The following is a 14,740-nucleotide window of genomic DNA, read 5'->3' on the forward strand; positions in this document are numbered from 1 at the left end:
CGGCGGCGCGGGCGGGTCAGCGCACGCCGCGGGCCCGCAGCGTCATCGCCCCGAGGACGCCGACCAGCGTGAGCCCCGCGGCGACCCAGCTCAGCGGGCCCAGCTCCTCGGGCGCCACCACGAGGTCGATGACGACCGCGGCGACCACCTGGCCCGCGACCGCCCAGAGCCCCAGCACCAGCACGCCGTGGATCCGCACCATCACCGTGGACAGCGAGATGAAGGCGATCCCGAAGAGCCCGCCGAGGTAGAGCCACCACTGCCCGGGCAGCCCGACGAGCTCGCCCGGCGCGAGGAACGACAGCGCCAGGAAGACCAGCAGCCCGGCCGTCCCGACGAGGAAGTTGTTCCAGGTGGTGGGCCACGGCCCGGCGTGCACCGCGACCCGGCCGTTCATGCCCTGCTGGATGCTGGTGCCGGCCCCGGCGAGCAGGGGCAGCGCGGCCGTCAGCACCAGCGCCGGGGTGACCGAGGTGGAGCTCAGCCCCACCTGGACGCCCGACAGCACCGCCGCGACGACGGCCAGTACCGCCCCGAACAGGCGGGGCAGGGAGATCGCCGTGCGCCCGCTCGGTCCCCAGCCGAAGTGGTCGACCAGCAGGGCGGTCACCGACTGCCCGGCGACGAAGCAGACGATGAACAGCGCGACTCCGAGCAGCCCGGTCGCCAGACCCTGGGAGGCCACGAAGGCCGCACCGAAGAGCCCGCCGAGCAGCAGCTGCAGCGGCACGTGACCGGCCCGGACGCCCCGGTAGAGCCCGCGCAGGCGACGTCCGCTGGGCCGGTGCAGCAGCACCCAGGCGGTGAGCAGCACCAGGCCCGAGCCGAAGCTGATCACCGCAGCCAGCGCACCGGCCCGCAACCCGGTGCCGAGGCCGGCGGCGAGCTGGCCGTTGATCAGCGACTGCACCGACACGAACCCGCCGATCGCCAGCATCGCCGGCACCGTGAGGGCCTTCAGCCGGGTGCTCGCGGTGGCCGGGGTCAGCGGCGTCGTCGAGGTGGGGGAGGGCGTGTCGGGGTGGACGGCTCGGCTCACCGGGTGAGTCTAGGACCGTCCCGCCGGGACGCCTCCCCGCCGTCCACCTACGCCTCGGCGCTCGCCCGGCGTCGCCAGCAGGGCCACCGGCGCCGACCATCGCGCTCCGGCTCGGTACAGCGGACCGGGTAGTCAGCGGCGTCGTGGCGCCGGCAGCCGGTAGCGGTGGTCGGCCACCCAGCGGTAGCCGGCCCGGGCGAGCGGGCGCACCGGTGGCAGCCGCAGCACCGCCGCGGCGAGGCGGGCCCACCACGGGCCGTACGCCAGCCAGCCGGCGATCGCCTCGGCGCCGCCACGCACCCGGCGGTCCTCGGTGATCAGCAGCACCTCGGTGTCCGCGCGCTGCTGCGTCGTCCCCAGCGCGGCCAGGTCGAGCGACTGCGACGGGCGGACGGCGACCTCGTCGGCACCCAGGCGGCCCTCGCCCCAGCGGGCCCAGGCGGTGCAGAACCCGCACCGCCCGTCGTAGACGAGGAGAGCGGGGACGGTCAGGCGTGGCACATCCGGACGCTACCGCCGGACCCCGCGGTCGCGGGAGGCGGGGGCGCCCGGGCGCGACCTAGACTGCGGCTCGTGGCGGGCAGGATCAGGGACGAGGACGTGGCCGAGGTGCGCTCACGTGCCCGTATCGACGAGGTCGTCGGCTCCCATGTCGCCCTGCGCAACGCCGGCAGCGGCTCGCTCAAGGGGCTGTGCCCCTTCCACGACGAGAAGACGCCCAGCTTCCAGGTGACGCCGGCCCGCGGGTTCTACTACTGCTTCGGCTGCGGGGAGGGCGGTGACGTCATCACCTTCCTGCAGAAGGTGGAGAACCTCTCCTTCGCCGAAGCCGTCCAGCAGCTGGCCGACCGGGTCGGTGTCCAGCTGCGCTACACCGACGGCCAGGGCCCCGGCCCGGCGCCCGGGCTGCGGCTGCGGGTGCTGGCGGCCAACAAGGCGGCCGAGGAGTTCTTCGCCGAGCAGCTGACCAGCCCGGACGCGCTGGCGGCGCGGCAGTTCCTGGCTTCGCGCGGGTTCGACCGGGACGCCGCCGAGCACTTCGGGATCGGCTACGCCCCCCGCGACGGCCGGGCCCTGTCCCGGCACCTGCAGGGCCGCGGGTTCAACGAGCAGGAGCTGGTCCGGGCCGGGCTGGTGCGCGAGCGCGGCGGCTTCGACTTCTTCCAGGGACGTCTGCTCTGGCCGATCCGCGACGCCGGCTCCTCCGTGCTCGGCTTCGGCGGCCGGCGTCTCTACGACGACGACCGGATGCCGGCGAAGTACCTGAACACCCCCGAGACCCCGGTGTACAAGAAGTCGCAGGTGCTCTACGGCCTCGACCTGGCCCGCACCCAGATCGGGAAGAAGGGCCAGGCGGTGGTGGTCGAGGGCTACACCGACGTGATGGCGGCCCACCTCTCCGGGGTGGACACCGCGGTGGCCTCCTGCGGCACCGCCTTCGGTGACGACCACGCCCGGATGCTGCAGCGGCTGATGGGGGGCACCGACGCCTTCCACGGCGAGGTGGTGTTCACCTTCGACGGCGACGCCGCCGGGCAGGCGGCCGCGCTCAAGGTGTTCAAGGGCGACCAGCACTTCATCGCCCAGACCTACGTCGCGGTGGAGCCGTCCGGGCTGGACCCCTGCGACCTGCGGTTGCAGCACGGTGATGCGGCGGTCCGCGAGCTGGTCGGGCGCCGGGTGCCGCTGTACCGGTTCGTGATGTCCAACGTGCTCTCCCAGCACGACCTGGACCGGGCCGACGGCCGGTTGCAGGCCCTCCGCGCGGCCGCCCCGCTGGTCTCCAGCATCCGCGACACCGCGCTGGTCGGCGGCTACGCCCGCGAGCTGGCCGGGCTGCTCGGGATGGACGTCGAGGAGGTCCGTGCCGAGCTGGCCCGGGCCCGCCGCGCACCGCAACCGGTACGCGGCGGACGCGCCGACCGGGACCCCGCGCCGGAGCCGGAGGAGGGCGAGGAGCAGCGGCCGCCGGGCACCCCGATGCCGCCGGCCGACGACCCGCGCCTGGACGTGGAGCGGGAGACCCTGCAGCTGGTGGTGCAGCGCCCGGACCTCTTCGACGCCGAGCTCGGCGGGCTCACCCCGGAGCACTTCACCCACCCCGCCTACGCCGGGCTGCTGGTCGCGATGCGGACGGCGCTGTCCCGCGAGGGTGGGGCGGACTGGGTCGGCGACGTCCGCGCCGCCACCGACGACCCGACCGTCGACCAGGTCGCCGTGGCGCTGGCGGTGCAGCCGCTGCGCCGGCCCGACCCCGACCAGCGCTACGCCGACATGCACGTCGCCCGGGTGCAGCTGCTGGCCGCCGGACGCCGGATCGCCGACCTCAAGTCGCGGCTGCAGCGGACCAACCCGGTGGAGCAGACCACCCGCTACAACCAGATGTTCACCACGCTGCTCGAGCTGGAGGCCCACCGCAAGGAGCTGCAGGTCCGCAGCATCGGCGCCACCGACTAGCACCCCGGCCCCGCCGAGGGTGTGAGTCGTCCCCAGGAAGAGGTGTTGTCCGTGCTTCGCGGACGCCGGCGGTGTGGACAGCCGGTCCGGCAGGCACCACGGCGACCACGGTGGGGTCATGACGACACCCACCGCCCGGGGCGCCGGCCCCCGGATCCGCACCGACCACCCGCTGCTCACCGCCGAGGACGAGGTGGGGCTCGCCCGCGCCGTGGAGGTCGGCGTGCTGGCCCGGCAGGCGCTGGAGCGGCCGGCCGCCGACCACGACCGGGACGACCTGGCCGTGCTGGTCCGGGTGGGGGAGGGGGCCCGGGAGCGGTTCGTGCTGGCCAACGTGCGGCTGGTGGCCGCCGAGACCCGCCGGGCCGCCGCCACCACCGCCGTCCCACCCGACGACCTGTTCGGCGAGGGGATGGTGGCGCTGACCGAGGCGGTGGCGCGCTGGGACCACCGCCGCGGCACCCGGTTCGCCGGGTACGCGCTGCCGTGGGTGCGCAACCGGATCCGGGCGGCGGCCGGGGAGCGGCCCGGGCAGCTCGGACCGGTCCGCCGACGCAGCGAGGTGCACCGGGTCCGGGGCGAGCAGATGCGGCTGGCCCAGCGGCTCGGGCGCCAGCCGACCCGGGCCGAGCTGGCCGCCGCGGTGGGCCGCGCGCCGGAGTGGGTCGCCCGGGCGCTGCAGCCCGATGTGGTCGTCTCCCTGCACGCTGCCGACGGCAGCCCGGTCGAGGTCGCCGACCCCGCGGCGGTCGACCCGCTCACCGAGCTGCCGGACGGCTGGTCGGCGGCGCGGGCGGTGGCGGGGCTGCCCGAGCCGGTGCGCAGCGTGGTCTCGATGCGCTACGGCTTCACCGGGGCCCCGTCGGGCTGGCAGGAGATCGGGCGCCGGCTGGGACGCTCGCCGGGACAGGTGCGCCGGCTGGCCGAGCGCGGGCTGGAGCAGCTGCGGTCCGAGTGCCCCTCCCAGCACCGGGTCGCCGCCTGAAACCCGGGGTCAGCCACGGCGCTCGTGACGGGCACGGGCCGCGGCGTGGGCGGTGCGCAGCAGCTCCCGCACGGCCTCGCGCGAGTGCGGGCCGGGGTTGGTGACGCAGAGCCAGCCCAGCTCGCCGTAGAGCGGGTGGGCGGTGACGGTGTCGTCGGGCAGCGGCCCGGGCGGTGTGGGCCCGGACGGGCCGTCGGTGCCGGTCGCCCGGGGTGCGTGCCCGGTCCAGCGGACGAAGGCGTCCCGCCCGGCGGCCACGTTGACCCGGAAGGCGCTGGGACGCTCGAGCCGGGACCGGTCGTCGTCGGGGTAGTTCTTGGTGACGACGGTCGCGAAGGGCTGGCCGGGGGGCAGCACCCCGTCGGGGGCGTAGTAGAAGAAGCCGTCACCCCAGCTGAGCTCGGGGGAGCCGTCGCCGGGAACGGGTCGGAGGGTGAGCACGCCGTCCAGCTGCTCCACCAGTGCGAAGATCTCATCCATGGTCATGTGCTCCAGCGTCACATCGAAGTGCTTGTGGAGGGTTGGTTGCGCCGTGGCGCGGCATGCAGACCCGGAGGTCTCTCAACGGTGAGTCTGCGGACGGTGGACCTGGCCCGGGCCGGCGGGTGCTCGGTGCAGCAGGTGCGCAACCTCGAGCGCGACGGGGTGCTGCCACCCGCGGCCCGCACCGCGGCCGGCTACCGGGTCTACGACGAGCGGCACCGCTGGGCCGTCCTGGCCTACCAGGGGCTGTCCCGCGGCGCCGGGCCGGTGCAGGCCAAGCAGCTGCTGCGAGCCGTCGTCAGCGGCGAGCCGGAGCAGGCGCTGGCCAGCCTCGACGGCGTGCACGCCGCGCTGCACCGGGAACGGCAGGAGCTGGCGCGGGCGCGGGAGGCGGTGGCCGTGATCGTCGCCGAGCCGGTCGAGGACGTCCGGCCGTCGGACGCGATGAGTGTCGCCGAGCTGGCGGAGGCGCTCGGCGTCCGGCCGTCCACCCTGCGGCACTGGGACGCCGAAGGGCTGGTGGTGCCCGGACGGGCCGGACCGCGGGCGGCGCGCCGCTACACCCCGGCCGACGTCGCGACCGCGCGGGTGGTGCACCAGCTGCGGCGGGCGGGCTACGGCGTCCGGGCGGTGGCCGAGCTGCTCCCGGCGCTGCAGGGTGCGGGCCGCGGCGAGCTGGGCACCGTGCTGACCGCGCGCGACGCCGCGCTGACCGGACGTTCGCGGGCTCTGGTGGAGGGGGCCGCGGCGCTGGCGGAGCTGCTCCGGAGCAACGAGAAGGCCGCCGACCCGAGGTGATCCTCGGCCCGGCGGCCTGTGCTGGCTCCCCCGACTGGACTCGAACCAGTAACCCTTCGATTAACAGTCGAATGCTCTGCCAATTGAGCTACAGGGGATCGACGCGAGGCCCAACACTAGCAGCCGTGCGGCGAGATGTCGTACTCGCGCCGCAGCTCCCGCATCGCCCGCTGCGTGGCCTCCGCCACACCCGGCGCGCTGGCGCTGGTACCCCGCTTGAGGTGCACCCGCCACTCCAGTGCGGTCGGTCCCGCCGTCGTCCCGGAGCCCGGCAGCGCCCGGCGTCCGCTGAGGGTGAACTCGGCGCCGGTGGCGGCGTCGGTGACGTCGCGCTGGACGACGATGGTGGCGTTGACCCGTTCCCGGAACACCTCCGGCAGCCGTCCCGGGTCGACCAGCCGCACCTGTCCGCGGCGTCCCTCGACGGTCGTCCACTGCAGCAGCCGGTCCGGTCCGCTCCAGCCGCCGTGCTCGATCTGGTGCCAGCCCAGCAGCTCCCAGCCTGTTTCCGGCCCGCGGTCCACGGCGAGCGCGTCGGGCAGCGCGGCCACCAGCCCGCGGTCGGACTCCGCCCAGCGCAGCACCCGCGGTTCGGCGCCCACGACCTCGCGCAGCGCGGCCAGCCGGTCCGCCGGCAGCCGGCGTCGCCGCAGCCGGGACCACCACGAGCCGGCGGGCGGGTTCACTCCGGGGAGACCTCGGCGTCCAGGTCGGACAGGAAGGAGTCGGCCCAGTGGCTGATGTCGTTGTCGAAGACCTGCTTGCGCAGCGTGCGCATCCGCCGGGCCTTGTTGGCCTCGCTGTCGTTGGCAGCCAGCTCGAGGGTCGACTTGATGTCGTTGATGTCGTAGGGGTTGATCTTGTAGGCCTGCTTGAGCTCGTAGGCCGCCCCGGCGAACTCGCTCAGCACCAGGGCCCCGTTGTCGCCGTCGCGGCAGGCGACGAACTCCTTGGCCACCAGGTTCATCCCGTCGCGCAGCGGGGTCACCACCATGACGTCGGCGGCGGAGTACATCGCCGCCATCTCCTCCCGCGGGAAGGAGGCGTGCAGGTAGACCAGCGGGGAGCGTCCGATCCGGCCGGCCTCGCCGTTGATGCGACCCACCAGCATGTCGATCTCGTCGCGGAGGTGGCGGTACTCCTCGACCCGCTCGCGGGAGGGGGTGGCGACCTGGACGAAGACCACCTCGTCGGGGTCGAGCCGTCCCTCGGCGACCAGCTCGCCGAACGCGCGCAGCCGCTGCTTGATGCCCTTGGTGTAGTCCAGCCGGTCCACACCGAGGAACATCACCTTCGGGCTGCCGAGGTCGCGGCGGATCTCGTGGCTGCGGGCGGTGACCTCCGGTGTGCGGGCCAGGTCGTGGAAGCCCCGGGAGTCGATCGAGATCGGGTAGGCCTTGGCCCGTGCGACGTGGCCGTCGGGCAAGGTCACCCGGTCGCGTCGGACCTGCACCGACAACCGCTGGCGCACCAGCCGCAGGAAGTTCTGCGCAGCCCCCGGCAGCTGGAATCCGATGAGGTCGGCCCCCAGCAGGCCCTCGCTGATCTGGCGCCGCCAGGGCAGCTGCTGGAACAGCTCGACCGGAGGGAACGGGATGTGCAGGAAGAAGCCGATCCGCAGGTCGGGACGCAGCTCGCGCAGCATCTGGGGCACCAGCTGCAGCTGGTAGTCCTGCACCCAGACCGTGGCACCGGTGTCGGAGACCTGGGCGGCGCGTTCGGCGAAGCGGCGGTTCACCCGCACGTAGGCGTCCCACCACTCGCGGTGGAAGGCGGGCGGGGCGACCACGTCGTGGTACAGCGGCCACAGCGTGGCGTTGGAGAAGCCCTCGTAGTACTCGGCGACCTCGTTGGTCGACAGCGGCACCGGGACGATGGTGATGCCGCCGTCCTCGAAGGGGTCGAGGGTCTCGTCGGGGGCGCCGTGCCAGCCGACCCAGGCGCCCTCGTTCTTCTTCATCACCGGCTCCAGCGCGGTCACCAGGCCGCCGGGGGAGGTGCGCCAGGCCACGCTGCCGTCGTCGGTCACCACCCGGTCGACCGGTAGGCGGTTGGCCACCACCACGAAGGAGGCCGAGACCTCGGTGTCGCGCTCCACCTGTGCTCTCGTGCGTGTGCCAGCCATGATGCGGCCGAGCCTATCGGCGGGCCACCGACCTCCGGCGGCCGGGGTTGGCGCGGCGGAGCGACCTCCGACAGGCTGGCCCCATGACCGAGCTGACCACCGCGGCGCTGGCCGAGACCCCCGAGGGGCGCCGCTGCCTGCAGGCGATGCAGGACGACCCGGGCTCCGCCCTCGTCGCCTTCGACTTCGACGGCACGCTGTCCCCGATCGTGGAGGACCCGGCCCGCGCCGTCGCCGACCCCGACGCGGTGGCCGCGCTCGGCCGGCTCGGGCGCCTGGTCGGCACGGTGGCCGTGATCACCGGACGCCCGGCGCGCACCGCGGTCAGCCTCGGCGGGCTGGACCGGGTGCCCGGGCTGGAGTCGATGGTCGTCCTCGGCCAGTACGGGGTGGAGCGCTGGGACGCCGCCACCGGTGAGTTCCAGATCCCCGAGCCGCCGGCCGAGATCGACGACGTCGAGGCGGCCCTGCCCGGGCTCTTCGCCGAGCTGGGGCTGCACGACGTCCACCTCGAGCACAAGGAGCGGGCGATCGGCCTGCACACCCGGCAGTCGGCCGACCCCGCCGGCACCTTCCGCGCCCTCGTCGAGCCGGTCCGGCGGTTGGCCGAGGAGCACGGGCTGACCGTCGAGCCCGGGCGCAACGTGCTGGAGATCCGCCCCCGCGGTCACGACAAGGGCGACGCCCTGCGGGCCCTGGTGGCCGAGCGCGGTGCCCGCTCGGTGGTCTTCGGCGGGGACGACCTGGGCGACCTGCCGGCCTTCCACGCCGCCCGCGGGCTGCGGGAGGAGGGGCTCACCGCGCTGCTGCTCTGCTCGGCCTCCCACGAGGAGGACGCCCTGCAGCAGCTCTCCGACATGGTGGTGCACGGCCCGTCCGGGGTGGCGGCCTGGACCTCGGCCGTGGCCGACCTGCTGGAGGGTCGCGCCGCCGCCTCCTGACCGGCTCCCGCCGGTACAGTGTCGCACCGACCACCGCACGGGGGCGTTAGCTCAGCCGGTCAGAGCAGGGGACTCATAATCCCTGGGTCGCGGGTTCGAGCCCCGCACGCCCCACCGTCAGCTGGGTGGTGGAGACCCGCTTCGTGAGCGGGCACCACGCCCTCTCCCGCGCGTCGCCTGGCCTGGTAGGTCAGTGCTGCGGCGTGGAGTGAGAGCCGGCCCCCCGCCAGGGGAAGGAAACGCCAGTCAGCCGCTCCGAGGTCTCCCAGAGTCGCGTGCCGACGGCGGGGTCGAGCGCCTCGCTGGACGCTTCGACCTCGATGGCGTCGCCGCGGCGCTCGTTCCGGCCGCTGGGCCCGTAGAACTCGCCGCCGCGGACGTCCAGCGCGGTGGCCGCGCGGAGCTGCGGGAGGGCGCCTTGTTCGGTGGGTTGGGTTGAGACGGAGAGGAACAGGCTTGATGCGATCCGCCCGATCCAGCCGCGGTCGGCCCAGGCGCGGGGCACGAGGTTCGACCGGGACACTCCCGGGTGCGCGAGCGTGCTGAGGACCGGGGACCCGTTGGCGCGGAGGCGACGGTCGAGCTCGATCCCGAACGCCGTGGTGGCGAGCTTGGACGCTCCGTAGGCGGCGGAGGCGTCCCACCGGCGTTCGAACATGAGGTCGTCGAAGTCGACGTGGGCCGGCTTGTGGGAGATCGAGCTGAGCGACACGACCCGGGGCCGGCGGCCGCGCTCCAGGAGCGGGAGCAGCAGCCCGGTGAGGGCGAAGTGACCGAGGTGGTTCGTGCCCAGATGCAGCTCGAAGCCGTCGGCGGTGGTGCGCCGGGGGCCGAGGACCACCACGCCGGCGTTGTTGACGAGCAGGTCGACTCGGTCGAGCTCGTGCGCGGCCCGCTCGGCGAAGCTCCGGACGGAGTCGAGGGACGCGAGATCGAGGGTGTGCACAAACACCTCGGCGTGTGGGACCGCCGACCGGATCTGGTCTGCCGCCTCCTCGCCGGATGTCGTGTTGCGCACGGCGAGGACCACCCGGGCGCCGTGCCGCGCCAGCTCCGTGGCGGTGACGAGCCCGAGGCCGGAGTTCGCCCCGGTGACGATCGCGGTCCGGCCGCTCTGGTCGGGGATGTCGGATGTGCTCCATGCAGTCATGGCGCCTGACGCTAGAGAGCCGTCGCCTGATCGTGAGCGTCCCTGGGATCCTGGATCTGGCAGAACCACCATCGGCGCCGGATCACGGCGCACACTCCTGACATGACCACCGCTTCGACTGCCGCGCGCGAGCTCGGCGCGTTCCTGCGCTCCCGGCGGGAGCAGACGCGCCCGGAGGACCTCGGGCTGGAGCCTGGGCCGCGGCGGCGGGTCGAGGGTCTCCGGCGCGAGGAGGTCGCGGCGCTGGCGGGACTGAGCACCGACTACTACCAGCGGCTCGAGCAGGGCCGGAACGTGCGTCCGTCCGATGCGGTGCTCGATTCGATCGCGGATGCGCTCGACCTGGACGAGGTCGAGCGGCGCCACCTGATGACGGTCGCCCGGGCGGCTCGTCGGCCGTCGCCGCCCCGACGCCGCGCCCGGGAGCGCGTGCCCGACAACGCCAGGCTGCTGATCGCATCACTGGGGCTTCCCGCGTTCGCTGTGAACCGTCACCTGGACGTCCTCGCATGGAACGGTCTCGCCGCCGAGCTCCTGGGGGACCCGCTCCCGCTCGCGCCGAGCCACCGCAACGTGCTCATCACGCTGTTCCGTGACGAGGAGTCCCGACTCCGCTGCGCGGGTTGGGAGACGATGGCGCTCGACTACATCGGCATGCTGCGCGCGGCCGTCGCTCTCGACCCGGATCATCCGAGGGCCGTCGCGATCATCGGCGAACTGAGCATCCAGAGCGCCGAGTTCCGGCGCATGTGGGCCAAGCACGATGTCCGCGAGAGCGTCCATGGCGCCAAGACGATCCGGCACCCCCGGATCGGCGAGATCGACGTCGAGTGGGACGCCTACCCGCTCCCCGGGACGCCGGGGATGCACCTGATCGTCTTCACACCGCAACCCGGCAACGAGGACCGCCTGCGGCTGCTCGCCACCGTCTCCGGTCTCGATGCCGCCGCCCGGTCCTCGGAGAGCTCACGGGAGGTGCCAGGGCGGCGTGACGACTCCCGGCTCCCACGAGCGGACGTCTAGGCCTCCCGCCACCATGGCTCCACACCGACCATCACCACCGGCCCCACGCCGCGTGCGCGCTGCCGCCCCGCGCCACGGTGCCCGTGCGCCGGGCCTCGTGCCGGACGTTGACCAGGGTGAGGACGCCGCCGAGCACCGGCACCAGCGCGAGCAGCCGGGTGCGCGGCAGCAGGCCGCGGCCCAGCAGGGCCGTCACCGCGACGGCGAGGTACAGCGCGCCGTGCACCGGGCCGAGCGCGGAGGAGACGCCCGCCGCGTGCACCGTGGCGAGGTTGACCAGCAGCACCAGCACGCTGAGCAGCTCGAGCACCGAGAGCACCTCCAGCGCGCGCAGCAGCGGTCTCATGCCGCTCCGGGCCGGACCACCATGAGCACGACCACCACCGCCCACAGCAGGTTGAACACCCCGGTCAGCGCCCGCAGCCCCCGCAGTCGCGTGCCGTCGTCGGGGGACTCCAGCGCCTCGCGCTGGATCGGCACGACGCGCAGCGCGAGCAGCCCACCGGCCACCGCGGTGAGCACCATCGCGGCGGTGATCCACCCCTCGCCCAGCCGGCCCTGGACGCCGGCGAGCAGCAGCCCGACCACGGGCACCACCAGCGCGAGCACCCCGTAGCCCCGGGTGACCCGGTGCAGCGCCGTGGCGACCGAGCGGTCCGGGGCGCCTCGGCCCGGAGGGGGCCCGACGACCGGGGCGTAGCGCGGGAACAGGCTCGCCGTCACGGCGACCGGGCCCACGAAGAGGATGCCCGCGAGCACGTGGGCAGCCAGCAACAGCTTCTCCATAACCTTCAGTCTAACTGAAGGTCAGGTGCGTCCGCCGAACCTCCGGCTGAAGGAGACCCGCAGCGCCTCGGCGAGGTCGGCGTCCTCGGCCGTGAGGTCGGCGTCCAGGCCGGCCACCACCTGCGCCGCCCGGTCGAGCAGCTCCCGGCCGGCTCTGGTGACCCGGATCCGCGAGGCGGCACCGACCTGCTCGGTGACCACCTCCACCAGACCGTCGGCCGTGAACCCCGCGACCGCGGTGTGGGCGCTCTGCACGGTGATCCGCGACCGCCGCGCCAGCTCGCTGAACGAGATGTCGGGGGTGGCCCGGATGTGGCCCAGCAGCCCGTACCGGCGGACGGTGAGGCCCAGCGGGGCCAGCCCCTCGGTGAGCGCCGCCTCCCAGACCCGGGCGATGGTCAGCAGGGTGATCGTCGGGCTGGACGCCGGGGGCTCGGACATGTCCGCAGGCTAGTGCGCCACCCGTCCGGGACGCCGGGAGTGCGCTGGCCCTAGGGTCGCGGGCGTGATCGCCAGACTCGACGACCTCCTCGCCGACCGGGCGCTGGTCGTCGACCACGCCGAGGAGGTGCTGGTGGCGCGCACCGCCGAGGAGGTGGTGCCGCTGCTGCGCCGGGTCGAGCAGGCGACGGCGGCGGGACGCTGGGCCGTCGGCTACCTCGGCTACGAGGCCGCCGCCGGCCTCACCCCCCGCCTGCGGACCCCCGCCCCCGACCCGGACGGGCCGCCGCTGGCCTGGTTCGCCCTGACCGCCCGGCCGCGGGAGGAGCGCGCGCTGGCCTCGGTGCCGGGCGGGTCCGGCTGGACGGCCGGACCGTGGCGGCTGGGCTGGGGCACCGCCACGCACGCCGAGCGGGTGGCGGCCGTCCGCGACGCCATCGCCCGCGGCGAGACCTACCAGGCCAATCTCACCACCCGGCTGACCGGCGCGGTGCAGGGCGACCTGCTCGCCTTCTACGGCGACCTCGCCCGCCAGCAGCGCGGTGCCCACCACGCCTACCTCGACCTCGGCGACCACGTCGTGGCGAGCGCCAGCCCGGAGGCGTTCCTGCGCTGGAGCGGCACCACCGTCACCAGCAGCCCGATGAAGGGGACCGCAGCCCGCGGGCCCACGCCGGAGGCCGACGAGGCGGCCCGCCGCGTCCTGCTCGCCTCGGCCAAGGACCGCGCGGAGAACCTGATGATCGTCGACATGGTCCGCAACGACCTGTCACGGGTGGCGGTGCCCGGCACGGTGCGGGTCACCGACCTGTTCCGCTGCGAGCGGTACCCGACGGTGTGGCAGCTCACCTCCGACGTCTCGGCGGAGGTCCCGGCCGACCTCGGTCTGGTCGAGCTGCTCACCGCGCTGTTCCCCTGCGCCTCCATCACCGGGGCGCCGCGGGAGCGGACGGTCGAGCTGCTCACCGCGCTCGAGGACGGCCCCCGCGGCGTCTACACCGGCGCCATCGGCATGGTCGCCCCGCCCGGGGAGCCGGTGCGCGCCCGCTTCAACGTCGCCATCCGCACCGTGGTGGTCGACCGGACCACCGGTGCCGCCCGCTACGGGGTCGGCAGCGGCATCACCTGGGGTTCGGACGCCGCCGCGGAGCTCGCCGAGCTGGAGGCCAAGACCCGGGTGCTGCCGACCCGTCCCGAGCCGGAACCCGCGCTGGTGGAGACGCTGGGGCTGCGGCCGGTCGACGGCGTCCCGACGCTGGTGCACCTGGAGGCGCACCTGGCCCGGCTGGCCGCCTCGGCGGACCACTTCGACGTCCCGCTCCAGCCGGAGCGGGTGCGCGAGGCCCTCGCCGCGGCGACCGCCGGGCTGACCTCCGCGCGGGTCCGTCTGCAGGTGGAGCGCGACGGCCGCTGCGTCGTCACCCTCGGCGAGCTGCCCGAACCGCCCCAGGCGCCGGTCCGGCTGGCGCTCGACCCCGAGCCGGTCGACCCGTCCTCGGTGTGGCTGCACCACAAGACCACCCGGCGCGACGTCTACACCGTGCGCCGGGAGCGTCATCCCGACGCCGACGACGTGCTGCTGGTCAACGACCGCGGCCACGTCACCGAGAGCACCGTCGCCAACCTGGCGGCCCGGCTGGACGGGCGGTGGTGGACGCCGCCGCTGCAGGACGGCCTGCTGCCCGGGGTGGGGCGGGGACGGCTGCTCGCCGACGGCACGCTGGCCGAGCGCTCGCTGACCCCGGCCGACCTGCACCGCGCCGACGCGCTGGCCCTGGTCAGCTCGCTGCGCGGGTGGCGTCCGGCGGTGCTGGTCGGGCCGGTTGAGCCGACAGTGGCGGGGTAGCGCAGGAGGATGGACGACACCCGCGAGCGGGTCGAGGCGGCCTTCCGCGCCGTCCCGCGTGCCCGGTTCCTGCCCGAGGACGTGCGCGACCTGGCGGAGGAGGACCGTCCGCTGCCGATCGGCCACGACGCGACGAACAGCCAGCCCAGCACCGTCCGGGAGATGCTGGTGCGTCTCGACCCCCGCCCGGGGGAGAAGGTCCTCGACGTGGGCAGCGGCTCGGGCTGGACCACCGCCCTGCTGGCCGAGCTGGTCGGTCCCGCCGGACGGGTGGTCGCCGTCGAGCTGGAACCGGCCCTGGTGGCCCGCTCCCGGCCGGTGCTCGCGCCCTGGCCGGTGGCCGAGGTGCACCAGGCCGACCCGGACGTCCCCGGGGTGCCCGCAGCCGCGCCCTACACCGCCGTCCTGGTCTCGGCCGACGCCCCGCCCGAGCTGGCCGACCTGCTGGCGCGCCAGCTCGCCGACGGCGGACGGATGGTCGTCCCGGTGGGCGGCCGGATGCTGCGCTACCGCCGGCGGGGGGACGCGGTGGAGCAGGAGGACACCGGCGGGGTGTGGAGCTTCGTCCCGCTCCGCTGACCCCGGCGTACGGCCGGCCTGCGCCTCGCTGTCAGCCGGCCGGGTGCTGAGGACCGCCCCGTCGGTGCGTTCCTCGGGTGCGGGGAG

At 74.8% G+C, this 14,740-nt stretch carries 16 protein-coding genes and 2 tRNA genes; 8 read left to right on the plus strand and 10 right to left on the minus strand.

Annotated features, from left to right (window positions below; translation table 11 throughout):
* Window positions 1-16: 16 nt before the first annotated feature.
* On the minus strand, window positions 17-1,039 hold the full coding sequence (locus tag DT076_RS10930; RefSeq protein WP_114126714.1) for a DMT family transporter: 1,023 nt from the start codon (window positions 1,037-1,039) through the stop codon (window positions 17-19).
* A gap of 132 nt (window positions 1,040-1,171) precedes the next feature.
* Window positions 1,172-1,540 (minus strand): thiol-disulfide oxidoreductase DCC family protein, encoded by a 369-nt coding sequence (locus tag DT076_RS10935; protein WP_199539120.1) that lies wholly within the window; start codon window positions 1,538-1,540, stop codon window positions 1,172-1,174.
* A 72-nt stretch (window positions 1,541-1,612) separates the two neighbouring features.
* Here DT076_RS10935 and dnaG point away from each other — a divergent pair, with 72 nt between their 5' ends.
* Together dnaG and DT076_RS10945 are read left to right on the plus strand one after the other, a co-directional pair.
* Entirely contained in the window at window positions 1,613-3,496 is a 1,884-nt protein-coding gene (dnaG, locus tag DT076_RS10940) for a DNA primase (protein WP_114126715.1), read from the plus strand.
* A 118-nt stretch (window positions 3,497-3,614) separates the two neighbouring features.
* Complete coding sequence (locus DT076_RS10945; protein ID WP_147264126.1) at window positions 3,615-4,481, plus strand: sigma-70 family RNA polymerase sigma factor; 867 nt, start codon at window positions 3,615-3,617, stop codon at window positions 4,479-4,481.
* Between the two features lie 9 nt (window positions 4,482-4,490).
* Here the strand turns inward: DT076_RS10945 and DT076_RS10950 are convergent, their stop codons facing one another.
* Window positions 4,491-4,967 carry a DUF6194 family protein gene (locus tag DT076_RS10950; protein WP_114126717.1) on the minus strand — a complete coding sequence of 159 codons (477 nt, stop codon included), beginning with the start codon at window positions 4,965-4,967 and terminating at the stop codon, window positions 4,491-4,493.
* 81 nt (window positions 4,968-5,048) lie between these two features.
* On the opposite strand from DT076_RS10950, the gene DT076_RS10955 reads away from it, so the two are divergent.
* Window positions 5,049-5,762, plus strand: a complete 714-nt coding sequence (locus DT076_RS10955; protein WP_199539121.1) for a MerR family transcriptional regulator — start codon at window positions 5,049-5,051, stop codon at window positions 5,760-5,762.
* Window positions 5,763-5,784: 22 nt separating this feature from the next.
* On the opposite strand, the gene DT076_RS10960 is transcribed toward DT076_RS10955, so the two are convergent.
* From DT076_RS10960 to DT076_RS10970, 3 genes are all read right to left on the minus strand, one after another.
* A tRNA-Asn gene (locus DT076_RS10960) sits at window positions 5,785-5,860 on the minus strand.
* 18 nt (window positions 5,861-5,878) lie between these two features.
* Window positions 5,879-6,448: a hypothetical protein gene (locus DT076_RS10965; protein WP_114126718.1), complete on the minus strand. Its 570-nt coding sequence runs from the start codon at window positions 6,446-6,448 to the stop codon at window positions 5,879-5,881.
* Window positions 6,445-7,860, minus strand: a complete 1,416-nt coding sequence (locus DT076_RS10970; protein WP_407642723.1) for an alpha,alpha-trehalose-phosphate synthase (UDP-forming) — start codon at window positions 7,858-7,860, stop codon at window positions 6,445-6,447. The genes DT076_RS10965 and DT076_RS10970 overlap by 4 nt, the downstream gene beginning before the upstream one ends.
* A gap of 110 nt (window positions 7,861-7,970) precedes the next feature.
* Here DT076_RS10970 and otsB point away from each other — a divergent pair, with 110 nt between their 5' ends.
* Window positions 7,971-8,828: a trehalose-phosphatase gene (gene otsB, locus DT076_RS10975; protein WP_114126720.1), complete on the plus strand. Its 858-nt coding sequence runs from the start codon at window positions 7,971-7,973 to the stop codon at window positions 8,826-8,828.
* 40 nt (window positions 8,829-8,868) lie between these two features.
* Window positions 8,869-8,942 (plus strand) — tRNA-Ile (locus DT076_RS10980).
* A gap of 76 nt (window positions 8,943-9,018) precedes the next feature.
* Here the strand turns inward: DT076_RS10980 and DT076_RS10985 are convergent.
* A complete protein-coding gene (locus DT076_RS10985) occupies window positions 9,019-9,978 on the minus strand; it encodes an oxidoreductase (protein ID WP_114126721.1) in 960 nt (319 codons plus the stop codon).
* Between the two features lie 102 nt (window positions 9,979-10,080).
* Here DT076_RS10985 and DT076_RS10990 point away from each other — a divergent pair, with 102 nt between their 5' ends.
* On the plus strand, window positions 10,081-11,001 hold the full coding sequence (locus tag DT076_RS10990; protein ID WP_114126722.1) for a helix-turn-helix transcriptional regulator: 921 nt from the start codon (window positions 10,081-10,083) through the stop codon (window positions 10,999-11,001).
* 31 nt (window positions 11,002-11,032) lie between these two features.
* Here the strand turns inward: DT076_RS10990 and DT076_RS10995 are convergent, their stop codons facing one another.
* From DT076_RS10995 to DT076_RS11005, 3 genes are read right to left on the minus strand one after another with little or no spacing between them, the layout of a single operon-like run.
* Window positions 11,033-11,347, minus strand: a complete 315-nt coding sequence (locus DT076_RS10995; protein ID WP_114126723.1) for a hypothetical protein — start codon at window positions 11,345-11,347, stop codon at window positions 11,033-11,035.
* Window positions 11,344-11,787, minus strand: coding sequence for a hypothetical protein (locus tag DT076_RS11000; RefSeq protein WP_114126724.1), 444 nt, complete (start codon window positions 11,785-11,787; stop codon window positions 11,344-11,346). Before DT076_RS11000 ends, DT076_RS10995 begins: the two co-directional genes overlap by 4 nt.
* A gap of 21 nt (window positions 11,788-11,808) precedes the next feature.
* Entirely contained in the window at window positions 11,809-12,228 is a 420-nt protein-coding gene (locus DT076_RS11005) for a MarR family winged helix-turn-helix transcriptional regulator (protein ID WP_114126725.1), read from the minus strand.
* A 64-nt stretch (window positions 12,229-12,292) separates the two neighbouring features.
* On the opposite strand from DT076_RS11005, the gene DT076_RS11010 reads away from it, so the two are divergent.
* Together DT076_RS11010 and DT076_RS11015 are read left to right on the plus strand one after the other, a co-directional pair.
* A complete protein-coding gene (locus DT076_RS11010) occupies window positions 12,293-14,074 on the plus strand; it encodes a chorismate-binding protein (RefSeq protein ID WP_114126726.1) in 1,782 nt (593 codons plus the stop codon).
* Between the two features lie 9 nt (window positions 14,075-14,083).
* Complete coding sequence (locus DT076_RS11015) at window positions 14,084-14,653, plus strand: protein-L-isoaspartate O-methyltransferase family protein (protein WP_114126727.1); 570 nt, start codon at window positions 14,084-14,086, stop codon at window positions 14,651-14,653.
* The last annotated feature ends 87 nt before the right edge of the window (window positions 14,654-14,740 follow it).

The organism is Desertihabitans brevis (assembly GCF_003327535.1).
Lineage (GTDB): Bacteria > Actinomycetota > Actinomycetes > Propionibacteriales > Propionibacteriaceae > Desertihabitans > Desertihabitans brevis.